General features: G+C 61.6%; 30 protein-coding genes. 16 read left to right on the forward strand and 14 right to left on the reverse strand.

The window, feature by feature from the left end:
* Positions 1 to 342: 342 nt before the first annotated feature.
* Positions 343 to 585: a YjhX family toxin gene (locus tag EB235_RS23085; protein WP_027028761.1), complete on the forward strand. Its 243-nt coding sequence runs from the start codon at positions 343 to 345 to the stop codon at positions 583 to 585.
* Positions 586 to 633: 48 nt separating this feature from the next.
* Here EB235_RS23085 and EB235_RS23090 read toward each other — a convergent pair whose 3' ends face one another.
* Both EB235_RS23090 and EB235_RS23095 read right to left on the reverse strand, forming a co-directional pair.
* Complete coding sequence (locus EB235_RS23090; RefSeq protein ID WP_027028760.1) at positions 634 to 1,065, reverse strand: CBS domain-containing protein; 432 nt, start codon at positions 1,063 to 1,065, stop codon at positions 634 to 636.
* Between the two features lie 87 nt (positions 1,066 to 1,152).
* Positions 1,153 to 1,911: a rhomboid family intramembrane serine protease gene (locus tag EB235_RS23095; RefSeq protein WP_032926198.1), complete on the reverse strand. Its 759-nt coding sequence runs from the start codon at positions 1,909 to 1,911 to the stop codon at positions 1,153 to 1,155.
* A 281-nt stretch (positions 1,912 to 2,192) separates the two neighbouring features.
* Between EB235_RS23095 and EB235_RS23100 the strand changes: the two genes are divergently transcribed.
* Both EB235_RS23100 and EB235_RS23105 read left to right on the forward strand, forming a co-directional pair.
* On the forward strand, positions 2,193 to 3,722 hold the full coding sequence (locus EB235_RS23100) for a sugar ABC transporter ATP-binding protein (RefSeq protein ID WP_027028758.1): 1,530 nt from the start codon (positions 2,193 to 2,195) through the stop codon (positions 3,720 to 3,722).
* Positions 3,719 to 4,735, forward strand: coding sequence for an ABC transporter permease (locus tag EB235_RS23105; protein WP_027028757.1), 1,017 nt, complete (start codon positions 3,719 to 3,721; stop codon positions 4,733 to 4,735). Before EB235_RS23100 ends, EB235_RS23105 begins: the two co-directional genes overlap by 4 nt.
* 60 nt (positions 4,736 to 4,795) lie before the next feature.
* On the opposite strand, the gene EB235_RS23110 is transcribed toward EB235_RS23105, so the two are convergent.
* On the reverse strand, positions 4,796 to 5,839 hold the full coding sequence (locus EB235_RS23110) for a substrate-binding domain-containing protein (RefSeq protein ID WP_051429560.1): 1,044 nt from the start codon (positions 5,837 to 5,839) through the stop codon (positions 4,796 to 4,798).
* 583 nt (positions 5,840 to 6,422) lie between these two features.
* Here EB235_RS23110 and EB235_RS23115 point away from each other — a divergent pair.
* The 3 genes from EB235_RS23115 (at position 6,423) to EB235_RS23125 (ending at position 8,703) form a co-directional block, all read left to right on the forward strand.
* The gene (locus EB235_RS23115) at positions 6,423 to 7,055 is read left to right on the forward strand and encodes a PAS domain-containing protein (protein ID WP_027028755.1); all 633 of its coding nucleotides are present in this window, start codon (positions 6,423 to 6,425) and stop codon (positions 7,053 to 7,055) included.
* Between the two features lie 119 nt (positions 7,056 to 7,174).
* Positions 7,175 to 7,792 (forward strand): PilZ domain-containing protein, encoded by a 618-nt coding sequence (locus tag EB235_RS23120; RefSeq protein WP_027028754.1) that lies wholly within the window; start codon positions 7,175 to 7,177, stop codon positions 7,790 to 7,792.
* A gap of 302 nt (positions 7,793 to 8,094) precedes the next feature.
* Entirely contained in the window at positions 8,095 to 8,703 is a 609-nt protein-coding gene (locus tag EB235_RS23125) for a transglutaminase-like cysteine peptidase (protein ID WP_027028753.1), read from the forward strand.
* A 117-nt stretch (positions 8,704 to 8,820) separates the two neighbouring features.
* Here EB235_RS23125 and EB235_RS23130 read toward each other — a convergent pair whose 3' ends face one another.
* Complete coding sequence (locus EB235_RS23130) at positions 8,821 to 9,468, reverse strand: hypothetical protein (RefSeq protein ID WP_155256235.1); 648 nt, start codon at positions 9,466 to 9,468, stop codon at positions 8,821 to 8,823.
* 391 nt (positions 9,469 to 9,859) lie between these two features.
* Here EB235_RS23130 and EB235_RS35300 point away from each other — a divergent pair, with 391 nt between their 5' ends.
* Together EB235_RS35300 and EB235_RS23140 are read left to right on the forward strand one after the other, a co-directional pair.
* Positions 9,860 to 10,129, forward strand: coding sequence for an HNH endonuclease (locus EB235_RS35300; protein ID WP_432443032.1), 270 nt, complete (start codon positions 9,860 to 9,862; stop codon positions 10,127 to 10,129).
* 15 nt (positions 10,130 to 10,144) lie between these two features.
* The gene (locus EB235_RS23140; protein ID WP_245268734.1) at positions 10,145 to 10,753 is read left to right on the forward strand and encodes an ankyrin repeat domain-containing protein; all 609 of its coding nucleotides are present in this window, start codon (positions 10,145 to 10,147) and stop codon (positions 10,751 to 10,753) included.
* A 48-nt stretch (positions 10,754 to 10,801) separates the two neighbouring features.
* Here the strand turns inward: EB235_RS23140 and EB235_RS23145 are convergent, their stop codons facing one another.
* Positions 10,802 to 11,329: a gamma carbonic anhydrase family protein gene (locus EB235_RS23145; RefSeq protein ID WP_027028750.1), complete on the reverse strand. Its 528-nt coding sequence runs from the start codon at positions 11,327 to 11,329 to the stop codon at positions 10,802 to 10,804.
* A 19-nt stretch (positions 11,330 to 11,348) separates the two neighbouring features.
* Positions 11,349 to 11,684 carry a DUF6949 family protein gene (locus EB235_RS23150; RefSeq protein ID WP_027028749.1) on the reverse strand — a complete coding sequence of 112 codons (336 nt, stop codon included), beginning with the start codon at positions 11,682 to 11,684 and terminating at the stop codon, positions 11,349 to 11,351.
* A 124-nt stretch (positions 11,685 to 11,808) separates the two neighbouring features.
* On the opposite strand from EB235_RS23150, the gene EB235_RS23155 reads away from it, so the two are divergent.
* A complete protein-coding gene (locus tag EB235_RS23155) occupies positions 11,809 to 12,540 on the forward strand; it encodes a hypothetical protein (protein WP_027028748.1) in 732 nt (243 codons plus the stop codon).
* 152 nt (positions 12,541 to 12,692) lie between these two features.
* Here the strand turns inward: EB235_RS23155 and EB235_RS23160 are convergent, their stop codons facing one another.
* Positions 12,693 to 12,896: a DUF3126 family protein gene (locus EB235_RS23160; RefSeq protein WP_006200852.1), complete on the reverse strand. Its 204-nt coding sequence runs from the start codon at positions 12,894 to 12,896 to the stop codon at positions 12,693 to 12,695.
* A 153-nt stretch (positions 12,897 to 13,049) separates the two neighbouring features.
* On the reverse strand, positions 13,050 to 13,898 hold the full coding sequence (cysE, locus tag EB235_RS23165) for a serine O-acetyltransferase (protein ID WP_027028747.1): 849 nt from the start codon (positions 13,896 to 13,898) through the stop codon (positions 13,050 to 13,052).
* Positions 13,899 to 14,031: 133 nt separating this feature from the next.
* Between cysE and EB235_RS23170 the strand changes: the two genes are divergently transcribed.
* Positions 14,032 to 14,637: an HD domain-containing protein gene (locus tag EB235_RS23170; RefSeq protein ID WP_027028746.1), complete on the forward strand. Its 606-nt coding sequence runs from the start codon at positions 14,032 to 14,034 to the stop codon at positions 14,635 to 14,637.
* 124 nt (positions 14,638 to 14,761) lie between these two features.
* Positions 14,762 to 15,733, forward strand: coding sequence for an agmatinase (gene speB, locus EB235_RS23175; protein ID WP_027028745.1), 972 nt, complete (start codon positions 14,762 to 14,764; stop codon positions 15,731 to 15,733).
* Here the strand turns inward: speB and EB235_RS23180 are convergent.
* From EB235_RS23180 to EB235_RS23195, 4 genes are all read right to left on the reverse strand, one after another.
* The gene (locus EB235_RS23180) at positions 15,726 to 16,067 is read right to left on the reverse strand and encodes a hypothetical protein (protein WP_027028744.1); all 342 of its coding nucleotides are present in this window, start codon (positions 16,065 to 16,067) and stop codon (positions 15,726 to 15,728) included. The two genes, speB and EB235_RS23180, sit on opposite strands and share 8 nt — an antisense overlap.
* Before the next feature lie 153 nt (positions 16,068 to 16,220).
* Entirely contained in the window at positions 16,221 to 16,988 is a 768-nt protein-coding gene (locus EB235_RS23185; RefSeq protein WP_027028743.1) for an alpha/beta fold hydrolase, read from the reverse strand.
* 19 nt (positions 16,989 to 17,007) lie between these two features.
* On the reverse strand, positions 17,008 to 17,571 hold the full coding sequence (locus tag EB235_RS23190; RefSeq protein ID WP_027028742.1) for a DUF192 domain-containing protein: 564 nt from the start codon (positions 17,569 to 17,571) through the stop codon (positions 17,008 to 17,010).
* A 24-nt stretch (positions 17,572 to 17,595) separates the two neighbouring features.
* A complete protein-coding gene (locus tag EB235_RS23195) occupies positions 17,596 to 18,189 on the reverse strand; it encodes a cold-shock protein (protein ID WP_032925338.1) in 594 nt (197 codons plus the stop codon).
* A gap of 217 nt (positions 18,190 to 18,406) precedes the next feature.
* Between EB235_RS23195 and EB235_RS23200 the strand changes: the two genes are divergently transcribed.
* Positions 18,407 to 18,847 (forward strand): VOC family protein, encoded by a 441-nt coding sequence (locus EB235_RS23200; RefSeq protein WP_027028740.1) that lies wholly within the window; start codon positions 18,407 to 18,409, stop codon positions 18,845 to 18,847.
* 133 nt (positions 18,848 to 18,980) lie between these two features.
* Positions 18,981 to 19,268 carry a DUF2218 domain-containing protein gene (locus EB235_RS23205; RefSeq protein ID WP_027028739.1) on the forward strand — a complete coding sequence of 96 codons (288 nt, stop codon included), beginning with the start codon at positions 18,981 to 18,983 and terminating at the stop codon, positions 19,266 to 19,268.
* Between the two features lie 5 nt (positions 19,269 to 19,273).
* On the opposite strand, the gene EB235_RS23210 is transcribed toward EB235_RS23205, so the two are convergent.
* On the reverse strand, positions 19,274 to 19,828 hold the full coding sequence (locus EB235_RS23210; protein WP_027028738.1) for a DUF1697 domain-containing protein: 555 nt from the start codon (positions 19,826 to 19,828) through the stop codon (positions 19,274 to 19,276).
* Entirely contained in the window at positions 19,825 to 21,081 is a 1,257-nt protein-coding gene (gene ilvA / locus EB235_RS23215) for a threonine ammonia-lyase IlvA (RefSeq protein ID WP_027028737.1), read from the reverse strand. The genes EB235_RS23210 and ilvA overlap by 4 nt, the downstream gene beginning before the upstream one ends.
* A gap of 203 nt (positions 21,082 to 21,284) precedes the next feature.
* On the opposite strand from ilvA, the gene EB235_RS23220 reads away from it, so the two are divergent.
* From EB235_RS23220 to EB235_RS23230, 3 genes are all read left to right on the forward strand, one after another.
* On the forward strand, positions 21,285 to 22,688 hold the full coding sequence (locus EB235_RS23220) for a M24 family metallopeptidase (protein ID WP_027028736.1): 1,404 nt from the start codon (positions 21,285 to 21,287) through the stop codon (positions 22,686 to 22,688).
* A 100-nt stretch (positions 22,689 to 22,788) separates the two neighbouring features.
* Complete coding sequence (locus tag EB235_RS23225; RefSeq protein WP_027028735.1) at positions 22,789 to 23,862, forward strand: alpha/beta hydrolase; 1,074 nt, start codon at positions 22,789 to 22,791, stop codon at positions 23,860 to 23,862.
* Positions 23,863 to 24,005: 143 nt separating this feature from the next.
* On the forward strand, positions 24,006 to 25,169 hold the full coding sequence (locus EB235_RS23230; RefSeq protein ID WP_027028734.1) for an alpha/beta hydrolase: 1,164 nt from the start codon (positions 24,006 to 24,008) through the stop codon (positions 25,167 to 25,169).
* The last annotated feature ends 59 nt before the right edge of the window (positions 25,170 to 25,228 follow it).

The raw sequence follows: 25,228 nt of genomic DNA on the forward strand, positions 1-25,228 counted from the left end.
CTTCGCTAGTGCAAACCGCCAAAAGAGACAAGCGCAAAGCCGCGGGCTGGCCTTTTCGGCCACTTTCGCCTATAGGATGCCCATCCCAATGGAGAGTGGATGTCCACTTACGCTCAGTCCCGGTAGGGCCCTGACCTCTTAGCGAGGCAGGGCAGAAAACCTGAAACCCCGTGCCGCGAAGCTTCGCGGCGGCGGCATTTTTTGTTTTCCCGGAAAAACTCTCCCATGGATATTTCGCGCAGCGCATGACCCCGAAAATCGGAATCGATTTTCGGAAAGGATCATGCGCCAAGTGATAGGTGCCACAGCGTCCTTTGCGCGTCCAAGAGGACGCGCGGCGCTGTGAGACAGCGCATCCTGCACCTGTTGGCGCAGGGCGGACGCATTGAAATCGAAAAGAACCAGAAAAAACGGATCGCCTCCGTCAAAAGCCTGACCCGCGACGGCTGGCACTATCCGGGCGTCGATCTCGACCTGTTTCGAAAGTTGAAACGCAAGAAGGCGGTTTCGTCGTCGGATGGCGGTCCCTACCGCATCACAAGGCGTGGGCTCGAACTCGTGCGCTCCGAACTGGACAACAGATAGACTGTGGTTCCGCCGGTCGGCACTCCGGCCGGCGGTTCCGTTCGCCGCTCAGGCAGTGGCGATGTAGGCCCTGATCTCGTCGGCCTCACGCTCGACATCCTCGATACGGCGCTTGACCACGTCGCCGATGGAGACGATGCCGTCGAGCAGGCCGTCCTTTTCCACTGGCAGATGGCGGAAGCGGCCCCTGGTCATGATTTCCATGACCTCGTTGACGGTGTGGTTCTCATTGCAGATTTTCACCTTCGGCGTCATTGCCGAACGCACCGCGATATCGAGTGCCGCGCCACCTTCCTTGGCGACGACCCGCACGATGTCGCGCTCGGACAGGATGCCGACGATCTTGCGATCGCCATTGGTGATGACCAGCGCACCGATCTTGTGTTCGGCCAGGATGCGGATGGCTTCGCTGAGCTTTTCGTTCGGCCCGAGCGTCATCACGTCGTGGCCTTTTCTCTCGAGAATTGCCTTAACAGTCATGGCTTCCTCCTCCGCTTTGCTTTCCGGTCCCCTGCCCAGACCGGCTTCACATAAGAGTGAACATCGTGCGCCGTGATCGGTTGCATTTCAAGTGCGGCGGTCGGTGCTCTCCCATTCGGCCGGCTGCCATCGCCGATCGAACCAGCGTAGGCCGAAGAAGCCGGCGACAAAGCCGCCAATGTGGGCCTCCCAAGCGATCTGGCCGTCCACTCCTGGGGCAAAGCCGAGGAGGCCGGTGGCGAGGTTGATGATCATCCACACAGCGAGGAAGATCACGACACCGCGCAAGCGCAAGACGATGGCGATCGGCAGCACCGGGCCGGCGAAGGCCGCCTTGCCGGCCGAACGGTCGGTGCGGAAACCGAAACGCGCCGCGGCACCCATCATGCCCGATATTGCGCCGGAAGCGCCGACCAGCGGCGCTTCACCGTATGGGTGCATGGCCCAGAAGAGCACCACTGAGGCCAGTCCGGTGGCCGCGAAGAACAGCGCGAACCAGAGCGCGCCAAGGCGATTGGCAAGTGGCGACCCAAAGGCGGCCAGCCAGACCATATTGATGGCGATGTGGGCAAAACCGCCATGCATGAAGGCGTAAGTGAAGGGGCGCGTGAACAGGAACCAGTCGAAGCCGTATTGACCGGTATAGAGGACAGGGATGAAGGCTCCGTCGTAGAGCAGCGTCATCTGCTGGGCGTCGTTGAGCACATATCGCTGCAGCAGGAAGACGGCCGCGCAAATGCCGATCACCGCCAGCACGATGGGCGGCAGATTGAACACCGGCTCGCGCCGGGGCTCCGGTGTCGGTTCGGTGGATTCGGTTTCCGAAGGGCTTACCGGTTCACTCATGCGCATCTGGTCCAGGGATTCGATGCGCGAGCTTTAGAGCAAGGATGCTCGGGTTGGAACAATTCTGTTTCTCGAACGGCAAACGCGCCGTACGGCGTCGCCGGCATTTGCTATGAAACGAAAGGAAACGAAGCGGAATTGCTCCGGGATTTGAAAAACTCGCAACGCGCGTTCTCGGAAGCGACGAGCCGCCTCCCTACAATGCCGCGCCATACCGGGTGAGAAAGACGGCCAAAACTCGCCGCCCCAAGCGCAATGCCATAACCCGAAGCTCACGCATCTTGCCCTCAGCAAATTCAGCCATCGCCGTCTCCGTCAACGGCATCGAGAAATCCTTCGGACCGACACGCGCGCTCGCCGGCGCCGATCTTGCCGTGGCAGCCGGAGAGGTCGTGGCGCTGATGGGCGCCAATGGCGCCGGGAAGTCGACCTTGGTGAAGATCCTTTCGGGCTCGTACACGCCCGACACGGGCACCATCACGCTGGGCGGCAACGCCGTCACCTTCGCCTCGCCCAGCGCCGCCAAGGCCGCCGGCATCGCGACGGTGCACCAGGCGACCGACCAGGCGGGTGCCGCCGGATTGACGGTTGCCGAAAACCTCCTGCTTGACGAGCTTTGTGGCCGCACGGGACGTTTCCTCGTGTCGGCGGCATCGATCCGCCGGCGGGCGCGCGCGATCGCCGCGCTGATCGACCTCGATCTGCCGCTCGACCGCGACTTCATCGATTTGCGCCCGGCGGAACGCCAGTTGATCGCCATCGCCCGCGCCGTCGCAGCCAAGGCCTCGGTGCTTATCCTCGACGAGCCGACGTCGAGCCTGTCGACCACGGAAGCCGAGCGGCTGTTCGCCATCATCCGCCGGCTGCGCGCCAGCGGCATGGCAATCCTCTATATCTCGCACAGGCTTGGCGACCTTGCGGCAATCGCCGATCGTGCCGTTGTCATGCGCGGCGGCCGCATCGTTGGTGCCTTTGCCAGGCCGATCGATTTCCCAGCGGCTGTCGCGGCCATGATCGGCCGGACACTGGAAGCCGCCATGCATGACGGCAAGACATCAGCCGCCCCGATCATCGCCTCCATTAGGCGCGCGCGGCTGGTTGCCGGAGCGCCCCCCTTCGATCTCGACCTGCGCTCCGGCGAGGTTGTCGCCATCACCGGCACGCTCGGATCGGGCAAGAGCCGGTTGCTGCGCGCGCTTTTTGGGCTCGAAACGCTGGCGCAAGGCGGCGTCATACTCGATGGGAAGCCCTGGCTTTCGAGCGGGCCGGCACAGTCGATCGAAAGCGGTGTCTTTATGGTCGCCGAGGATCGCTGGCAATCTTCGCTGCTGCCACCGGAAGTTCCCGGCGCCTCGATCGCCGGCACGATCGCCTTGCCGCATCTCAGACGCTGGTTTCCGGGCGGTCTGCTCAGAACCCGGCGCGAGCGCAAGGTGGCCACGGAGGCGATCTCGCGGCTCGGCATCAAGGCCCGCGGACCCGACGACACGCTCGACGAGCTTTCCGGCGGCAACCAGCAAAAGGTCGTGCTCGCTCGATGGCAGGCCGCGCCTTGCCGGCTGCTGCTGCTGGACGAACCGTTCCAGGGCGTCGACGTCGGCGCGCGCGCCGATCTGATCGCCGCCATCCGCAACAGCCAAGGCGGCTCCGCCACGCTGATCGCGACCAGCGACACAGAAGAGGCGCTGGAGGTTGCAGACCGCATCCTCGTTATGCGCAATCACTCACTTCATGAGGCCGGAGACGGCCATGGCTCGCTGACCGACCAGATCGGCAAGGTCGAGAGCGACAAGGCCGGAGACCACCGATGACCTATCCGACAACGGCACAGCCGACCGCCTCGCGCACATCGCTTGTCCGCGAAACCCGCCGCTATGCCCTCTTCGTACTGCTGGCGCTGATGGTGGTCGGGTTCTGGTACGCGCAGCCTGCCTTCATCCGCTCGGCCAATTTGTTCTCGATCCTGCAGGCGGTTTCGGTGGTGGCGATTCTCGGCGTCGGCGTGTCGATCACCATGGCGGCCAACGGCTTCGATCTGTCGGTCGGCAGCATCGCCGCTTCGTCGGTGATGGCGGCCAGCTACGCCATGGTCGTGTGGCAGCTGGACGCGGCTGAGACCATGGTTCTGGTCTTGGCGATGGGTGCCTTTATCGGCCTCGTCAACGGGCTGCTGATTGTCCGCGTCGGCGTGCCCGATCTTCTCGCCACGCTGGCGACCATGTTCCTGCTCGCCGGCCTGCAACTGATCCCGACGGGTGGCCGCTCGATCACCGCCGGCATGGTGCTTCCCGACGGCACATCGGCCCTTGGCGCCTACGATCCGGCGTTCCTGATCCTTGGCCGGTCGCGGCTTTTCGACACGATTCCCCTGTCTGTCGTGGTGATGGCAGTGGTCGCCGTGCTGGCGTGGTTCCTGATGGAGCGCACGCGCTGGGGCCGTGTCTTCTACGCGATCGGCGGCAACGAAACGGCCGCGCATCTTGCCGGTGCGCCAACCAAGAGATACCGGCTCTGGGCCTACATCCTGTCAGGCACGCTTGCGTCGCTGGGAGGGCTGATCGTAGCCTCGCGTGTCGGCCGTGGCGACGTTTCGGCGGGCAATTCGCTGCTGCTCGATGCCGTGGCAGCCTCGCTGATCGGCTATGCCGTGCTCGACAAGCGCCGCCCGCATGTGATCGGCACGGTGGTCGGCGCCATCTTCGTCGGCGTGCTCCTCAACGGCCTCACCATGCTGAACGCACCCTATTACACGCAGGATTTCGTCAAGGGCGTCGTGCTGGTTGGCGCGCTGGCGCTGACCTTCGGCCTGGGAAAGAAGCGGTAACCCAACCTCCAACCGACATCTCCTCTCCCTCGCGGCAAACGAGGGAGAGGAAAAGAAAAGTCAGTTGGACGGGATCCAGCTGGCCGCCGCCGCATCGCTCTGGCCGAAGGCTGGAAGCTTGGCGTCGAGATCCTCGACTGTCTTGATGCCATTCTTGCGCAGTTCTTCCTGTGTCAGCAGCACCGGCTTGACGATGATGTTGTGACCGGGATCCTCGCCGGCGATCAGCTTGGCCGCCGCACGCACCGAAACCGCGCCGACGACGGCCGGATTGGTGGCCGCGGTGGCGACCCACGGGCTTCCTTCCGCGGTGATCTCGGTGATGTCGGCGGTCGACACGTCGGCCGAATAGATCTTCACCTTCTTCGAGATGCCGAGTTCGTCAGTGGCAAGCTTCACGCCACGCGCGAACTCGTCATAGGGGGCAAAGACGACCGAGATGTCTGGGTTGGCCTGGAATGCCGCCTTGGTCTGGTCGGCGGTCGATACGGCGGTCGTGTCGTTGACCGTCCCCCAGCGCGCTTTCTCGACGATGCCGGGATTGGCCTTCCTGGTCTCGTCCCAGATTTCGTTGCGGCGGTCGAGCGGCGCAAAGCCGGCGACATAGACATAACCTACCTGGAACGAGGTGCCATTGTCCTTGAGCGCCTGGCCGAGCGACGCCTTGGCAAGGTCGTGATCGGACTGTTCGACTTGCGGGATCTTCGGATTGTCGAGATTGACGTCGAAGGCGACGACCTTGATGCCGGCATCGAGCGCCTTCTGCGCGACGTCCTTCAGCGCCTCGGGCTGCCCATGGTCGATGATGATGGCCTGGACACCGAGATTGATCGCCTGGTCGATCTGGTCGCGCTGCGCAGCGGCATCCTGCCGGCCGGAAAAGATCTGTAGGTCGATGTCGAGCGCTTTGGCCTGTTTCGTCGCGCCGGCCTGATAGGCTTGAAAGAAGTCGCCGGCCGAGATGAAGGTGACAAGCGCCACTTTCACGCCGCCCTTGTCGAAAGGAGCGGGAGCGCCCGCAATTCCGGCAGCATGAGCGGCGCCGATTGGAATTGCACTGGCGAGCAGACCGGCGGTGATCAGTCCAAGGATAGAAGTCTTCATGAAGGTTTCCCCAGGGAATTACGCTGACGAGACACGTCTCCGGACTGCGGGATCGCCGCCGTCGCGCCTCAAGAAGCGAATTCACGAAGGGTACAGCGGCAACAGAACCGCTCGGAACGCAGATTTTTCTCTTTCGCGGTGCGTGATTGGCAAATGTTGCTGCCGCCTGTCGCACAGCGCGGGGATCAGGCTATGCCGGCACCATTGATCATCGGACCGCCGCAGATGCTGCGAAGGGCGAAAATCATGCCCACCGTTAACCGCGAATCATGCGGCGCGAATCAAAAAAGAAGCCGTTCAAGGTTTCCCTTGAACGGCCGGTCGAGCCCCCTGCTCCCCTAAAACTCTTGACTGAAGTGCTGCCGATCGTCGCGAAACGACCGCTTCTGGAGTGGTTTTGGTGTGCCACAGGGCCTGCTTCGGCGCAACGTAAACCAGTTGTTAACCTTAACGGCCCCGACCCGTGAACAAGTGTTAACGACGCTGGCACGCTTCCTGCTCTGCAACGCATGTAAGTCATCGGAGGGCGCCCTTCTGTTCACCGATGGGACATCAGACGACAGAATGCGCGGAGCAGCATATTATGAACCAAAACGGATCGATCACGCTGTTCCACTATTGGAACCGCCTGCGTGACGGACGCCCTGCTCCGAAGCGTTCGGAAGTCGAGCCGGCCGACATCAAGTCGCTGCTGGCTGATACATTCATCCTGGAAAAGGACACGCGCGGGCAACCCGTGTTCCGTCTGGCCGGCACCAGGCTCTGCGCCTGCTATGGCCGCGAACTCAAGGGGTTCTCGTTCCCGTCGCTGTGGCGCGAGAAGGATCAGCGCCTGGTCTCCAGGCTGATTCATGGTGTCTTCGACCAGAAATCGGTCGTGCTGATCAATTTCGAGGGCTTCAGCCGCAACGGCCGCTCCAACAAGTTCGAACTGCTTGCCTTGCCGCTTGACGGCGGCGTCGAAAATCCGCGCTGCCTCGGCGTGATCAGCGCGGCAGAGAAGCCGTTCTGGCTGGGCGCCGACCCGATCACGGACGCAATGATCGATTCGATCCGTGTCATCGATCCGGAGAAGGAACTCCTCAACAACCGTCCGGCGATCAACGTTCCCTCGCTTGTTCCAGCCGAGCTCGAGGCGCCCGAAACGATCTCGGCGCTTGGCCGGGCGCGCCGCATCCGCCACCTCGTCGTTTTCGACGGCGGGCGCGAGGAATAGTTGATGATCCCATGGTCTTGCGGGCTCGTTTTTTCCCTTTGTTAACCCGCTTTGTTGTACCTCTTTGATGAAGTCCTTCGCATTGACGCGCGGGAATGCCAAACGGGGTGTAGGCAGTCATGAGGTCAGCGGCGGTCGACTACGCGCCGTCCCAAGCTGAAAGGCGTAACTTTCAGCGCGTCCGCGTCAAGATATACGGGCGCTTCATGCTGGAAGACCGCACCGAACACCCTTGCCAGGTTGTCGACATGTCGCCCGGCAACGTTGCGTTCCGCACCGACCGGGTCGGCATGCCCGGCGAAAAGGTCATCGCCTATATCGACCATATCGGCCGCATCGAAGGCGTCGTCACGCGCACCTTGCAGGACGGCTTCGCCATGACGGTGATTGCGTCCGACCGCAAGAAGGACAAGCTTGCGGCACAATTGACCTGGCTTGCCAACAAGCACGAGCTCGACCTGCCGGAAGACCGCCGCCACGAGCGCGTCGCGCCGCGCAACCCGACGAGCGTGCTGCAGCTTACCGACGGCCGTCAGTACCAGTGCCGGATCATCGATCTGTCGCTGTCGGGCGCCGCGGTCGAGATCGACGTCAAGCCGGCGATCGGCATCCAGGTCATGCTTGGCACCATGCGCGGGCAGATCGTTCGCCATTTCGAAGATGGCGTCGCCATCGAATTCGCCGTCATCCAGCGCCCCGAAACGCTCGATTCCGAATTCAACACGCCGCGCGCCTGACCGGATAGGACAGGCAATCAAACCGGCCCTTCGCGGCCGGTTTTTTGTTTCTGGCGAAAGCGACCGACATCCCCTGGAAAGCGATCGACGTCGCTTCGGGTAATCCGAGGCCGCCATCTGCGGGGACAGGCCGCAAAGCCACGCATCCCAGCAGGCCAGATTCGGCAATCCAAACAATTCAATACTCAAATGATTCAAATTTTATGTTTATTCTACTGGCGTTTTACTTAAAGTCTGCTTCGCGCTTTTGCGTCAAATAAATCCAGCTGTGGCAATGTCTCCTTCGAACGGGGAGACTAAAAATGAAAAAAACGAGGGGCAAGCTGTTGCTGGTGGCAATGGCGATGCAGCTTTTCGCTTGGGGATCAGCATATGCCGCGGGACCGGCCTATATGCACACCGGCGGCCGCACCACACAGCCTGTTGGCCATTATGAATTCTGCCAGCGCATACCAATCGAATGCAACGAGAAGACGCCCAAGGGCGAGCCGGTCGACCTGACCCGCAAGCTCTGGGCGACGATCATCAACGTCAACAATTCAGTCAACACCCGCATCAAGCCACGCACCGACATGGAAAACTACGGTGTCGAAGAATACTGGTCCTATCCCGACAATGGCTATGGCGATTGCGAGGACTACGCGCTGGAGAAGCGTCGCGAGCTGATGAGTGCGGGCGTGCCGGCCGGAGATCTTCTGATGACGGTTGCGCGCCAGCCGAATGGCGACGGCCACGCCGTGCTGACCGTGCGCACGAGCCTCGGCGAGTTCATTCTCGACAATCTGGAAACCAAGGTGCTGTCCTGGACGGACACCGACTATACCTATCTCAAGCGTCAATCGACGGAGAATTCCGGCGTTTGGGTGACGATCAACGACGGCCGCTCCGACGCGGTCGCCAGCGTCCGCTAGGACGTAACGAGAAACCCGGTCGAGTCCCCACCCTCCCCGTCCCCAACGACCGGGTCAAAGGAGCCGGCCCCGTCCCCGGGCCGGCTCCGCCATTTCTGGGGGAGCTTGAGGCGACGACTATTGAGCTTTGAATTGACCACGAGGGTCGTCTCGGGCGTCGGGCACCAGGTCATAACTCTCAAGATTTGCCATATCTAAAAAATACTTCGACTTTCGTCTTGGCGCTCCCCGAAGCCAATCAGCGAGTTCTGATTGGGTAACCATCAACCAATCTGGAAATTCATCGGGGCAGCGGAACTCTCCTTCGATCAAACCGACCAAAGCGCTGATGTAGATAACACGACCAACACCGGGAAACTCGTAAATCTCAGTCCCACGCTTGCCTTGGAGGCGGTCTTCAATCAGCCGGTTTGCGACATCCAAAACGATCTTGTCGGTCGGGTATCGGTCATCCACCAGAAGCCAATTTACAATCTCCTGCCTGCGATCGCTGTCTGTCGAACCGTGAAAGGCACCAAGCCCCATGTTGCAGATGGTACAACAAGGGACCAGTTTGCACTGACCAAACCTCTCCCGGATTGCCTTCTTGGTAACCAATCCGCCGTCCGCGAACCTGTGAAGGACATATACTGGAGGTTGATGATCAGATTTGCCGTCATTCGGCATCCCGCAATAGATGCAACGGTTACCCTTGACGGTTTCATATACTCGCTCAAAACGCATTTCGGCTTCACGTCTGTTGTACTTTTGCTTTACCCGACCCATGGGATTTTCCGTAACTCTTTGCCCGCTCCGGCGCCAGCGCGCCATTCGCCTGGTATCCAGATCGACTTGATTGTCGCCAAACTCTAGAATATCATAGGTATGTGGAGACGTTCTAAAGTTCGTCTTGTAGCCGTTGTGGGTGACCTAATGGGTGCTGTTGTTTATCGGCATCCACCACTAAATACTGCGGAGTGGCGCTCTACTGGGTGCCGTCTCGTGCGAGGGCTCGTCCCTTCCGAATGAGGGGCAATCTTTTAAAGGGTTGCTGCACATCCGCTTCATGTTGATGAAGCAAAGGATGTGCGAAATGTGCAAATCAAACAGGCTGGTAGAACTTAGAACAACGCAGGCAGTAAGGCAGAATTGGCGATGCTTCTACTGCGATTTTCCGATGTGGGATGGAGACCCGCGGGCGGCGGCGAAGCGCAATCTCCCTGAAGGACTGCTCAACCGCTTCCGCTGCACCGCGGAACATTTAATACCGCGAACGGACGGCGGCCGGGACAACCTCGATAACATTGTTGCAGCGTGCGTATTTTGCAATAGAACTCGCCATAAGATGCGAGATGTGTTGTCGCCCGTTGCTTACCAGCAGCGCGTCCGAAGGCGAGTAGCGGTCAGGAAATGGCATCCGCTTGAGTGTCATCGCTTGCTAAAATGATATTTCAAATGGCTTTTGATCGCTCCAGTATTAGCGATCAAAAGCCACCCTTGGACCACGGCGATGTTGGAAATCCCGGAAGATCGGTGCGAGCGCCATCGCCTGTTCAAGGCGATTGAAGATGCCTTCAAAGCCGGCGACTTCGAGACGCTAGGTGCAGCCCTGGGCGGTTCGCTCCGCTGGTTCGACGAGCGCATGCCGTTTGAACTCGGCCTCGGCCATCCGCTGGAATACGCGATCTATTGGAGTTCCGTCGGCTTCATCACGACCTTGCTGGGTGCGGGCTCAGACCCGAACTACGGGGATCACGGCGGGTTTCCGGCAATCATTGCCGCGCTGTCCGCCGACCGGGCCGACAGGCTGGAAGTCGTCCGGCTGTTGATCGAGGCTGGCGCCGACCCCAACATGCGGGGCGTGAATGATTGGACGCCGCTTCACTACTCAGTGGCCATTCGCAGCGCCGACGCGATCCGCCTGCTGTTGGCGGCAGGCGCCGACCCGACGCTCGAAACCCGCGTCGACGACTATCGTACAGCCGCCGAGGAAGCCGACATTACCGGCTTTGAAGCCGGCGCGTCATTGTTGCGCGATGCGATGGCCGGGCGTGGCTCCAGCGGACAGTAAGTCAGCTCGCGATTAAAACGGTAAGCGACAGCTATTGGCCAAGCTGCCTCAAACCTTGTTCAGCCCAGCCTTGAAACGTTTGCCGTTGGCGACATAGTGCACGGCCGAGCCGCGCAGCCTGGCGACAGCCGCATCGTCCAGCACCCTGGTCGCTTTGGCCGGCGAGCCGACGATCAGCGAATTGTCGGGAAATTCCTTGCCCTCGGTGACCAGCGCGCCCGCACCGACCAGCGAATTCTTGCCGATCTTCGCACCGTTCAGCACGATGGCGCCCATGCCGATCAGGCTGTTGTCGCCGATCGTGCAGCCATGCAGCATGGCCCGGTGGCCAATCGTGCAGCCTTCGCCAATGGTCAGCGGAAAGCCGGGATCGGCGTGCATGACCGTGTGTTCCTGCACGTTGGTGTCGGCACCGATAGTGATCGGCTCGTTGTCGCCACGAATGACGACGCCGAACCAGAACCCGGCATTGCGGCCGACCCTGATGTCGCCGATCAGCGTCGCATCGGGCGCGATCCAGTTCGTGTCCGCATCCGCGAAGCTGGGCTCAGTTCCGTCGATCGCATAAAGCGGCATTGTCGGCCTCCGAATCGTCTCAGATGCCGGACCCTAGGAGACCGATCGTCCATGAGGCAATGGCAAGTACAACGATGCCGAGCGCCAGGGACCAGGCAATCGCGGTGCAGCCGCATGACAGGAGCGCCACTGTCGAAATGCGATTCTCGCGCCGGGCATCGAGAGCAGCGTTGACCAGCATGAACGGCCCGGCGCCAGCGGTGGCCGCCAGCGAGCGCAGCACATGCGAGGCCGACACATAGGGCTCGGTGAAGGCGACCTTGCGGCCCGACACCAGTTCCATCGTCGAGCCCGTCAGCCCGCAAACCGTCAGCCCGACGACAAAAGCAAACAGGAAGAGTTCCATCTGGGCCATCTTAACCTTCCATTTACCATGAAATCGCACAGTCGTTTCAGGAAGGCTGCAAGGGCCGTGCCGTGCGATGTGTGCCGTCGAGGGACACCTGAATGGCGGACGGGCGGTTGGGATGAGGACCGAGATGAAGCAGGCAGCAATCGCCGACGGCCCCGAATTCACCGTGGTCGATTCCATGCTGATGAGGCGGGTGTTCTATGCCTTCGCCGCACTTGCCCTGCTGTCGATGGCGATCAGCGTTGGCGGCAAATGGTTCGGGCATACCATCGCCATGGCCGGATACACGGACGATCCGACCATCCGCCAGATCGTGATCGGCAACAATGTCATCGCAGTGCCGGCCAACATCATTCGCTTCGCCCAGGCCCGGCGCGACGGCATTGCCTCACGTCTCGACCTCTATCTGCGTTACCCGCAGATGGACGGCTACAGCGAGGCGGCTCGCGACGATTTCAATCACTCGGAAGCCAACAGGAACATCATCTTCCTGTCTTTGGAACAGCAGATGATGTCGCGCGACATGAGCGGCCGGTTCGCACCGATCTACAGCGCGCTGATCGTCCAGACCGGCATTCCCGGACCTGGCGGCACGACGGTCTACGCTTTCAACGAGAAATCAGGCTATCTGAACGAGGTGCTGGTGGTCGGCAAGCGCGAGGGCAAGGACCCCTTCGTGGCCCGCTGCCTGAGCGGGCCGAGTGCCGGAGAATCGCTGGCGCCCTGCGAGCGGGACATCCATGTCGGCAACGATCTCAGCCTCATCTATCGTTTTCCCAAGGAATTCCTTGGCGACTGGCAAGCGCTCGATGCGGCGATGGCCGCCGAGGCCGGGCATATTCTGAAGACCGGACATTGACAGGGGCCCCGAGCAGTTCGCCGTTTCACGGAAACGGCAACCCGCTCTAACTCTTTGTTTTGACGCAATTCCTGACGGAAAACCGTTTCACACTTTTCCTGGAATTGCTTTAGGCCGGCCGCGCTCGACGCGGCCTGCCGTTGGATCGTGGCTCAAGCCAGATCGATGTCGAGGATCGCCATCGAGAAATTGTAGTCGCCGTCGTCCTCGTCCTTGAAGACGATGCCGAGGAACTCGTCACCGACATAGACCTCGGCCGAATCTTCCTTACGCGGCCGTGCCTTGACCTCGAGCTTGGGGTTCTGGAAGACGCGCTTGAAATAGGCGTCCAGCTTTCTGATTTCGTCCGGCTTCAACAGTCTTCTCCGATCATCGGGCTTGCTGGTTTGAAGGGCGCTTCTGGCACGTCGACAATGGCGATGTAAAGGCAACCCGGCCGTATTGCACCAGAAGCGATACGCCGCCGGGCAAAATCGCAATCATGCCGGACAACGCGCCGGCGCCAAAAATCAGATGTCGAAACTGACCACCTGGTCCATCGTCTGCGACGGCAGAAGCTGGTCCATCTGTCGCGAAGGCTGGTCGCAGCCGGTCTCGCCAACGACGCGGGCCGGCACGCCGGCAACGGTCTTGTTGTGCGGCACCGGCGACAGAACAACCGAACCGGCGGCAATCTTGGAGCAATGGCCGATCTCGATGTTGCCGAGAATCTTGGCGCCGGCGCCGATCAGCACACCACGGCGGATCTTGGGGTGGCGGTCGCCACCGGCCTTGCCGGTACCGCCCAGCGTCACGCCGTGCAAGATCGACACATCGTCCTCGATGACCGCGGTCTCGCCGACGACGAGGCCGGTGGCATGATCGATGAAGATGCCCTTGCCAATGCGCGCCGCAGGGTTGATGTCGGTCTGGAAGACCGAGGAGGAACGGCTCTGCAGATAGAGCGCGAAGTCCTTGCGACCCTGGTTCCACAGCCAGTGCGCCAGCCTGTGGGTCTGGATGGCGTGAAATCCCTTGAAATAGAGCACCGGCATGATGAAACGGTCGCAGGCCGGGTCGCGGTCGTAATAAGCCTGGATGTCGACGCGTACGGTCGTTGGCCAGTCCTTGTCGTCGGCCAGCATCGATTTGAAGGTCTGGCGGATGAGATCGGATCCGATGTCCTGATGGGCAAGCCGCTCGGCGATCCGGTGGATCACGGCCTCTTCCAGGCTCTCCTGGTTCAGGATGGTCGAATAGAGGAACGCGGCAAGAAGCGGATCGCGGTTGACCGCGTCCATCGCCTCGTCGCGGATCGAACGCCAGATCGGGTCGACCGGCTGCAACATGCTGTGGCGGGAAATGCTGATGCTGTTCATCGACGTCTCGTCCTGGATCCTGCTGGCTTGCCTGTCATCCGGCCGCTTATATAGGCCAAATCATAGCACGATTGAACTCAATTTTCCTTAGTGCTTCGTCAAATGGATTTGGTTCGCAGGAATTCAAGCAGCCATGGAAAACGAACCCTTGATCGACACAGCTCTGAAAACCGAACTTTCGGCTCTCTACAAAGCCGAGGATCGCCACTACCACAACCTTGCCCATATCGAGGCGATGCTGGCGCTGGCTACCGACTATCGAGCGTCGCTCGGCGATCCCGAAGCCGTCGAAGCGGCGATCTGGTTCCACGACGCCATCTACGACAGCAAGGCCAAGGACAATGAGGCCAGAAGTGCCGCCCTTGCCGAAAAAGAGCTCGTGGGCCGCATGGATGCCGGACGCCTGGGCCGCATCAGCGCGATGATCCTCGCCACCGCCACGCACGAGTTGCCCCGGTTTGACGACGCGGCAGCCACGCGCGACGGCAGCCTGTTCCTCGACATGGATCTGTCGATCCTGGGTGCCGCGCCGGATGCGTTCGACGCCTATGAGCGCGCCGTCCGCAGCGAATATGGCTGGGTGGAGGAACCGATGTGGCGTGCCGGACGGGGTGCTGTGTTGACGGGTTTTCTCGCCCGCCCACATATCTTCCACACGCAGGAATTTCGCCAACGTTTCGAGCCGCAGGCCAGGCTGAACCTGGCCCGGTCGCTGGCGGCCCTGCAAAAGCCCTCATGATTTTCCGCCTGACATCACCCGGCACGCTTGCATGTGGCCCCCAAAAGGCCATTGGCTGGTCGATGACCGCGAGAGGCGGATCGCTGAAATAGCCAGACGTGAATTCTTCCGAGGTGCCGACATCATGAGCAGCAATTTCTTCCAACCGGTCGACGCTTCGGTCGTTCCCCGCTTTGCCGGGCTCTCGACCTTCATGCGGCTGCCGGCGGTGGCGAGCGCCGAGGGGCTCGACATCGCGCTGGTCGGCATACCCTGGGACGGCGGCACGACCAACCGCGCCGGCGCGCGCCACGGCCCGCGCGAAATCCGCAACCAGTCGAGCCTGATGCGGCGTGTCCACCACGTCTCGGGCATCGAGCCGTTCAGCATCGCCAATGTCGCCGATGTCGGCGATCTCTCGGTCAATCCGATCAACCTCATGGACGGATTGAAACGCATCGAGGACGGCATTGCTGCAATCGTGGCGGCAGGCGCCATTCCGCTGGCCGCCGGAGGCGATCATCTGACGACGCTGCCGGTGCTGCGCGCCGTCGCCAAGCACAGGCCAGTCGGCATGATCCATTTCGATGCGCATTCCGACACCAACGACCGCTATTTCGGCGACAATCCCTACACCCACGGCACACCCTTCCGCCGGGCCATCGAAGAGGGCCTGCTCGACCCCAGGCGGGTCGTGCAGATCGGCATTCGCGGCTCGATCTACGAGCCCGGCGAGCATGACTGGGCGGTCAGCCAGGGTATTCGCATCATCTACATGGAGGAGTTCGTCAGGCGAGGTGCTGCCAGCGTCATGGAAGAAGCGCGCACCGTCGCCGGAACCGGACCGACCTATGTGACCTTCGACATCGACTGCATCGACCCGTCGATGGCGCCGGGAACCGGCACGCCCGAGCTCGGCGGCTTCACCACACGCGAGGTCCAGGAAATGGTTCGCCTGCTCGACGGGTTGAACATTGTCGGCGCCGATGTCGTGGAAGTCGCGCCGCCATTCGATCTTGCCGGCATGACGGCGCTGGCTGGCGCGACGATGATGTTCGAATTGCTGTGCGTGCTGGCGAAGTCCATTCAAGCAGCGAGAGCGCGCAAGATCAGGTAAAGGCGCCTATCGTCGACGCCATTGCCGCAAGAATACCAAGCCCTGCCATCACCGACAGGCCATTGAGGATTATGCCCAGAAGGCCAAGCGAACGACTTTCGTTCGAACGCACCAGCGCCATGATGCCGAAGACCACGCCGGTGATATGCGCCAGCGGAGCGGCGAGCAGGAACACCGCCATGAAGAAGCCCGTGGCGATGTTCTGGACGAGCTGCGACGTGTCGCTCGGCATCGCCACCAGGATGGTTATGGCAAGCGCCCCCGCCGCGAATGCCGACAACGCCAGGACGACCGAACGTTTGCCGAACTTGCCTTGCGCCACGGCGCCCGGCATGGCGGCCGTGCCTCTTCCCCATTGTGCCACTGTTGCCCCCCGGTTAGAGCGGTTCACCGTTTCACGGAAACGGCGAACCACTCTAACTCCTTGTTTTGACGCAATTCCGGACGGAAAACCGTTACACACTTTTCCTGGAATTGCTCTAGCCGCTCAAAGCGGATATTCAGCATAAAACTCCAGCACGCGTTGCTTGAAGGTCTTGTCTCCGACCGCCAGCATATGGTCGCGGCCCTCGATATGAAAAGCCCTGGCGTTGGGCATCAAAGCGGCAAGCTCGTCGGGCGAGCCGCCGATATCGTCCGTCGTGCCGACCGCAACGAGCGTCGGTTGAGCGATGCGAGCGATGTCGTCCTCGTCAAGCAACTCCCGCGATTTTGCAATGCAGGCGGCAAGTGCCCGGCGATCACTGCGGGTCTGATCGGCAAAGGCGCGAAAAGAGCGCCCGCGCGGATGGGTCGTCGTGGCCGGATCGTCGGCAAGGAGGGCCGCCGCAATCGGATCCCAATCGCCGACGCCGTCGATCATGCCGATGCCGAGGCCGCCAAAGACCAGCGTCGCTACCTTGTCGGGATCGGACAGTGCCAGGAACGCCGCGATGCGCGCGCCCATCGAATAGCCCATAACATGGGCGCGGTCGATCCCGAGATGGTCGAGCAAGGCGGCGGCGTCCGAAGCCATTTTCGCGGGTGTGTAATCGGCCTCGTCGTAGCTCTTCGACGACGAGCCATGGCCGCGATTGTCGAAGCCGATGGCGCGGTAACCGGCATCGTTAAGCGTCTTGAACCAGCCGGGCGATACCCAGTTGACGTAGTGGCTCGAGGCGAAGCCGTGGATCATGAGCACAGGATCGCCTGCGCCCGATGCCGGCTGGCGGTCGAGGAAGGCGAGATCGAAGCCATCATGGGAAAAGAACTGCATCGGAAGGCGATCCTTGCGATCAGTTCGATTTGACGTTGGGGGAATCGCCCTTGTCCGCTGGCGGCATGCCGGGACCTGACGCCGTGCCGATCGCCGGATGGCGCAACAGATCGCCGTCGGCGATACCATCTTTGGCAGCCGTGCCGGCCTTCAGCTCGAGCACGAAGCGAACCGGCTCCCCGGGTGAGATGATTGCTTCGGATTGCGGCTCGCCTTTCTTGATCGCCCGGATCCTGCCGTCCTGGCCGACGAAGATCAAATCCAGCGGCATCGGCGTGTTCTTCATCCAGAAACTGACGTCGCGTGTCTCCTCGAAGACGAACAGCATGCCATGATTGGCCGCCATGTCCTCGCGATACATCAGGCCGGCCTCACGCTCGTTTTCGGTATCAGCGACTTCGATCGAGAAGGAGCGTTCACCGTTTTTCGTCACCGCGACCAGCGGTGCGGGGTCGACGGGCAGAATCATCGCCCGGTCATCGGCCGCGCTGGGTACCTGGAAGTAGAAAAAGGCGCCTGTGGCGATGATCACGGCAGCAACGGCACACATCGCGCCCGCCGTCAGCCAGTTCCTGTGAGCCATGCAAAATCCTCGGTCGGTATCGCCCTAATGCGAGACCGGCAAGGTGCCCATATCGGGGTGAATTTCGGCAGCCATAAGGCCTTTGTCGCCACGCCCGAACCGAACAAGCACCACCTGCCCCGGCCGAAGCTCGGTGATACCGTACCGGCGCAAGGTCTCCATATGGACGAAAATGTCCTCGGTGCCCTCACCGCGCGTCAGGAAGCCGAAGCCCTTGGTGCGGTTGAACCACTTGACCAAAGCGCGTTCGAGCCCGCTTTCCGGCGTCACCGCGACGTGGGTGCGTTGTTCCTGCATTTCCGCAGGGTGGACGGCGGTGGTGATATCCATCGAAAGCACACGAAAGGCCTGCAGCCCGCGATCGCCCTGCTTGACAAGACAGACCACGCGCGCGCCTTCCAAGGCTGTCTGGAAGCCGTCCCGCCGAAGACATGTCACATGGAGGAGGATATCGCCCGAGACACCATCATCGGGAAGGATGAACCCGTAGCCCTTGGCCACATCGAACCACTTGATGGCGCCGGCAATTTCTGCAAGGTCGGCATCGCCGCCTTCGTCGCGCGTCAAGGCGTCGCCAAGGGTTCCGGCCCGCCCCGTCAAAGAGGCCTTTTCCCCCATAAGAATGCCCCCTTTTTTCAAGAACACCGCAACTGATTCTTGACACCAGATTAACACCGCGGCTTCCGGTGTGTGCAAGACCTTCCCTGCCTTTTTTCACGGTTCATTACGGGAATACCGGATTTGTTCTTTGCCGGCGTCGCTTGTCGCCGGAGATTGCCCTTTGAGCGGGCCGACCCTATGTTGCGCCGCAGCCCAACGACCTCAGGAAAATCACATGCGCTATCTGCACACCATGGTCCGCGTCGCCGATGTCGATGCCTCACTCGATTTCTACTGCAACAAGCTCGGGCTGAAGGAAGTTCGCCGCTATGAAAACGAGCAGGGCCGCTTCACGCTGATCTTCCTCGCGGCTTCTGAAGACGAGGAAAGCGGCATTGCCGACAAGGCACCGCTGATCGAACTGACCTACAATTGGGATCCGGAAGACTACAAGGGCGGCCGCAATTTCGGCCACCTCGCCTATGAGGTCGACGACATCTACGCCACCTGCCAGCATCTGATGGACAAGGGCGTCGTCATCAACCGGCCGCCACGCGACGGCAACATGGCCTTCGTCAAGTCGCCAGACGGCATCTCGTTCGAGCTGCTGCAGAAGGGGCCGGCCAAGCCCAAGGCCGAGCCCTGGGCCTCGATGCCGAACACCGGCACCTGGTAGCGATCACGCCATCTTGAGCAAGGCGGCCGCGCGGACAAGGCGGCCGCCTTTGCCGTTTTAATCGACGGCACCTATCTACCTGCCTGACGCGCCAGCCAGGCAAAGCCAGCGCCGGATCCAGGAGAATTCATTCATGCCGACCAGCCGTGCCGATGTCGCCACTGAACATGCAAGCCGCTACCTGCAGCAGCTGTGCAAGCACTGGGCGCACAAATTTCCCGTCGAATTCGACCCCACCCATGGCACGATCGATCTCTCGCTCGGCCGCACCGTCATGGATGCCGATGCGGACACGCTGCACATCACGGTTTCGACCGAGGAAGCCGGGTCGATCGAGCGGCTGGAAAGCGTTGTCGCCGACCACATCAAGCGCTTTGCTTTCCGCGAGGAACTGACCTTCGACTGGAAGCCGGCGGCGTAGTCGGCCTATTTCTGATCGGCCTGACTGGCCATCTCCAGCAGCGCCAGCACCGAGCGCCAGTTGCGCGCGGTGCCCGGCACCTTGAGGACGCGCGGAATGAGGTTGGCGAACACGGATTTGCCGAGCCCGTCCGGGGCGCTGAGATAGAGCACGTCACCCTTGACCTCGAAGCGCTCGGGGCCGGTGCACTTCTCAGTCAGCCGCGCCACCTCATCGGTGTTCGGCTCGCGCTCCAGCGCATAGGCATGGAGCTTGGTGTGATCAGCGGCCGCTTCCGGATAGGGATTTTCGCTCACCAGCCGTTCGAGCCAGGAGAGATCGCGCACCATGATACGCGAGTGAAAACCCCATTTCTTCTCGAAAGCCGCTTCGATCTGTTTGGTCAGAGTGGGCGCGTCGCCCTTGCCGGCCCGGAACACGGCATTGCCGCTCTGCACATAGGTGGCGACATCGGAAAAGCCGAGATCCTCGAAGAACGAGCGCAGCTCCGCCATCTTGACGATGCGGTTGCCGCCGACATTGATGCCGGAAAACAGGGCGATGAAGACCTTTCCGCTCATATGATGAACCCGGCCAATGTCTCGTTGTCGGTGATGTCCTGATACTGCACACCCTCGGCCTCGAAATTCGCTCTCAGCAGGTCGAAATTGCGGCGGTCCTTAGTCTCGATGCCGATCAGCACCGAGCCGAAATTGCGCGCCGATTTTTTCAGATATTCGAAGCGGGCAATGTCGTCGTCCGGTCCCAGCATTTCGAGGAAATCGCGCAGTGCGCCGGGCCGCTGCGGAAAGCGGATGATGAAGTATTTCTTCAGGCCCTCGAAGCGCAGCGCCCGTTCCTTGACATCGGGCAGCCGCTCGAAATCGAAATTGCCGCCTGAAACCACGGCGACAATGGTCTTGCCGCGGATCTCCTTCCTGGAAAAATCCTTCAGCGCGTCGATGGCCAGCGCACCGGCCGGCTCGAGCACGACGCCTTCTACGTTGAGCATCTCGATCATGGTCGCGCAGAGCCGGTTTTCCGGGATCAGCCGCACCGTGTCGGCGGCGAATTCCTTGAGGTATCGCAAGGGTTCGCGGCCGATCTCGGCGACCGCAGCACCATCAACGAAGTTGTCGACCTTGGCGAGCTTCAGCCGTTTTCCCGCCGCAAGGCTGTCATGAAGGCTGGGCGCTCCGGCCGGCTCGCAGAAGACGAAACGGGCTTCGCGGCCCTGATCGGCGAAATAATGGGTGACGCCGGCGGCGAGCCCGCCACCGCCAACCGGCAGCATGACGATGTCGGGCATGCGCGCGCCCGGCATCTGGTCCACGATCTCATAGGCGACCGTCGCCTGGCCCTCGATGATGTCCTTGTGGTCGAAGGGCGGCACCATGTGGGCACCGGAGCTTTCGGTGAATTCGAAGGCGGCACGATAGCAGTCGTCGAAAAAGTCGCCGACCAGCCTGATCTCGACGAACTCGCCACCGAACAGCCTGGTCTTGTCGATCTTCTGCTGCGGCGTCGTCACCGGCATGAACACCACGCCCTTCTTGCCGAAATGGCGGCAGACGAAAGCAAAACCCTGCGCATGGTTGCCGGCCGAGGCGCAGACGAACAGTTCAGCCTGATTGCCGGCCGCAAGCGCCTTGCGGAAGAAATTGAAGGCGCCGCGGATCTTGTAGGACCGCACCGGTGACAGGTCCTCGCGTTTCAAAAGCACCCGCGCGCCGGTCTTTTTCGACAGATAGTCGTTTTCCTGCAGCGGCGTTTCCGGAAAGATCTGGCGTATCGCGGCGGCGGCGGTAGCGACGCGCGAGGAAAAATTGGTCATCGGAAAGTCACCTTGTGCCGCATGTCTGCGCGGACCCCTGTCATCAACCTGGCTACACTTGTGTCTGTTTGTTGCATCCTGACCTCGCGCAGCCGATCCTGCCTATTGCATATCCCGCCCCGCAACGCCATTGTCCGGCCGTTCATGCCCCTCCCGCAAAGGGCATTCGCAGAATCCTTGCAAGCACTTGGGGGCGTTTGTTCATGCCTGTCGCGTCGGTCGGCCTGAAATTGATGTCGCTGCCGGAATTCGGCGAACCGACGGTGATGCCGCTGGTTGCCCGGAATACCCATGAGGCACGCATCGAGGCGCTGATCGCGCGCGGCGCCAAGGCCGGCTTCGATGGCTTCGCCATCTATGGCGACCGCGAACACGCGGCCAATGTCGCCTATCTCTCGGGCTACGATCCGCGCTTTGAGGAGACATTGCTGGTCATCGTTCCGGGCCGGCAGCCAAGACTTCTCGTCGGCAATGAGGGCTGGGGCTATGCCGAACTCTGCGATGGGCCCTATGAGCGCGTGCTCTACCAGACGTTCTCATTGCCGGCACAGCCGCGCGACCGCTCGGACGCGCTGCCCGACATTCTTGCCGCCTGCGGCCTGAAGGACGGCCACAGGATCGGCGCCATCGGCTGGAAGCCTTTTGGCGCCGGCGACGCCGGCTTCGGTGAGACGACGCTCGATCTGCCCTCGTTTATTGCCGATACGCTGCGCACGCTTGTCGGCGACAAGGGCGCGGTCGTGAATGCCGCCAATCTGCTGATGAACCCCACCGACGGCCTGCGCGCCGTCAACGAGGCCGACCAGTTGGCTGCCTTCGAGTTCGCCGCGACCTTCACCTCGCAAGGGCTGCGCAATGTCCTCAGAAGCATCGAGCCCGGGATGACCGAACTGCAGGCGGCGCGGCTGATGGGCATGAACGGCCTGCCGCATGGTTGCCACCCGATGCTGTCGGCGGGAAAGCGTGCCGCCTATGGCCTGCCAAGCCCGCGCCTCGATGTCATCAAGCGGGGCGACCCCATCACTATGGCCTACGGCATCCAGGGCGCGCTCAATGCCCGCGCGGGCTTCCTGACCGAAGACGCCTCCGAACTGCCTCCTGCCATCGGCAATTACGTCGAAAAGCTGGTCGCGCCGTATTTCGCGGCGGTTGTCGACTGGTACGAAGCAATCGGCATCGGCACCACGGGCGGCGCGTTGTGGAAGGCGGTGCATGACCGCATCGGCGACCCGTTCTTTGGCGTCTCGCTCAATCCCGGCCATCTCGTCCATATCGATGAGTGGATGCATTCGCCGGTGTTTTCCGGCTCCGACATCAGACTGAGATCCGGCATGGCGTTGCAGGTCGATATCATCCCGGCGACCGGCAGCGACTATTTCACCACCAACATCGAGGATGGCATCGCGCTCGCCGACGAGGTGCTGCGCGAGGAGATAGCGGCACGCTATCCCGAGGCCTGGAGCCGCATCGAAGGGCGCCGCGCCTTCATGGCGGATGTGCTCGGCATCCGCCTCAAGCCGGAGGTGCTGCCCTTCTCCAACATTCCGGCGTTTCTTCCGCCATTTTGGCTTTCGCGCAACAGTGCGATGGCTGTAACCAGCCGCTGACCACATTTCGGCTGGACACGACTTAGTTCTGCCGCACTCTCCCTGTCCGGGAGGTGTCGCGGGGGTGGATGGGCCTTTTGGCCGGAGTGGAATTTCAGACGTGCCTTTGAAGAAGATTTTTGCTCTTGTCCTTGCCTTGCTCGTTGCCGGCTGCGCCGGCCCGCAAACCCAGGAACTGCTTGGCAGCGCAGTCATGTCCGCGCCGGTGACGGAAATCGCTGGCAACCACTCGATCTTCATCGCCACGACGCGCAAGAAGTCCGACGATCCCAACAAGGTTTTCGATGGCGAGCGCTCGGCCACGCTGAACTATGCCCGCGTCAACGTCACCGTGCCGGGCATCCATCAGACCGGCCAGATCGAGCGGCGCTCACGGGGCAAGTCGAATGATCCGGCCAAATATTTCATGGCTTCCGAGGTCGTCGGCTACGACACGCAGCCGAAATTCTCCAGCGCGCTCAACGCCGATATCGCGGCGCGCGGTGGCCGCGTCATGGTCTTCGTGCATGGCTACAACACCGGCTTCGACGATGCCGTCTACCGCCTGACCCAGCTCGTCCATGATTCTGGCTACCCGGGCACGCCAGTGCTGTTTTCCTGGGCCTCGGGCGCCAAGACCACCGACTATGTCTATGACAAGGAAAGTGCCAGTGCCGCGCGCGACCAGCTCGAAGTGACGCTGCGGATGCTGGAGCAGTCCGGCGCGCGACGCATCGACATTGTCGCCCATTCGATGGGAACCTGGGTGACGATGGAAACGCTGCGCCAGATGGCCATCAGCGGCGACCGCGATTTGGGCGGCAAGCTCGGCGACGTGGTGCTGGCCTCGCCCGACATCGATGTCGACGTGTTCAAGAGCCAGATGCGGCGCTACGGCAAGCCCGACAAGCCATTCATCCTGCTGCTGTCGGATGATGATCGGGCGCTGCGGCTTTCCGGCCTGATCGCCGGTTCGCGGCCGCGCGTCGGCGACTACAAGGATGCCGCCGATCTTGCCTCTTACGGCGTGACGGTCGTCGATCTTTCCAAGGTCAAAGGCACCGACAGCTTCAACCACACGAAATTCGCCGACAATCCGGCGCTGGTGAAGATGATCGGCCAACGGCTGCGCGAGGATGACGGCTTTGCCAGCGACCGAGATGTGACCGACCGTATCAGCCAGCTCGGGCAGTAGATGCGGTTTGGTGACAGTCGCCTTGCCCATTCACCCTTGCGGACGCCCCGGTCCACTTTGAACTGGACCGCGCCCGGCTCTGGCCTTATCGGAATACCAAGCGACGTCATTTTTTTGACGTCGCCCTTTGCGGGAGCCGGCGCGTGAGCGTGCGTTTCAAGAGTGTCGTCGCCATAAGCTTCGCTGTGCTGGTCGCCGGCTGCGCTGGAAATACGCACGATCTGCTCAACAAGACGACGGTCGCGGTGCCCGCATCCGACATCGCCGCCACGCACGAGATTTTCGTCGCCACGACCCGGCAGAAAGCGACGAAGGATCCGCGGCAGGTGTTCGACGGCGATCGTTCGCTGACCACCAGCTTTGCGCGGGTCGATGTCACTGTTCCGAAGAGCCATCAGGTCGGCGCCATCGAGCGCGCCAAGGGTTCCGCCAACAGCAATCCGGCCAAGGATTTCACCGCCAAGGACGTCACCTACTACGAAGACGCGCCGCAATTTGCCAAGGCTGTCGGCGCCGACATCGCCATGCGCGGTGATCGCGCGCTGGTTTTCGTGCATGGCTTCAACAATGGCTTCGACGACGGCATCTACCGGCTGACGCAGATCGCCCACGACACGAAATATCCGGGCACGCCGGTGCTGTTTTCCTGGGCGTCGAGCGCCAAGACGACCGGCTACATCTACGACAAGGACAGTGCCAACGCCGCGCGCGACGATCTCGAGGCGACGCTCAGGATGCTCGCCAAGACCCGGGTCAAGAGCATCGACATCATCGCTCATTCGATGGGAACCTGGCTGACGATGGAGGCGCTGCGCCAACTCGCCATCACCGGCGATCGCGATCTCGGCGGCAAGCTCGGCTATGTCGTCCTGGCTTCACCCGACATCGATGTCGACGTGTTCAAGAAGCAGATGATGCGTTACGGCAAGCCAAACAAGCCGTTTGCCGTGCTGCTTTCAAGCGATGACCGGGCGCTCAAGCTGTCATCCATCATCTCGGGTGACAAACCCCGGGTCGGCGACTACGGCAATGCCGCCGATCTCGCCAGCTATGGCGTCTCCGTGGTCGACCTGTCCAAGATCAAGGGCGGCGACGGTGGCCTCAACCACGCCAAATTCGCCGACAATCCGATCCTGGTGCAGTTGCTCGGCGACCGCCTGCGCACGCCAGCCGGCCTCGCCTCGGACGAACCCGATCCGGCACAGCTCAACAATCTCGGCCAGGGCCTCGGCAAGGCCGTCGGCTCAGTCGCCGAAGTCGTCATCACCACGCCGTTCAAGGTGCTGACTATCGTCACTGGGGGGTGATAGCATCAACTAATGACCCGCCAGCGTATGCCGAGCTTCTGACGAAGCCGGCCTCGTCA

Origin of the sequence: Mesorhizobium loti R88b, assembly GCF_013170845.1 — a bacterium.
GTDB classification, from domain to species: domain Bacteria; phylum Pseudomonadota; class Alphaproteobacteria; order Rhizobiales; family Rhizobiaceae; genus Mesorhizobium; species Mesorhizobium loti_B.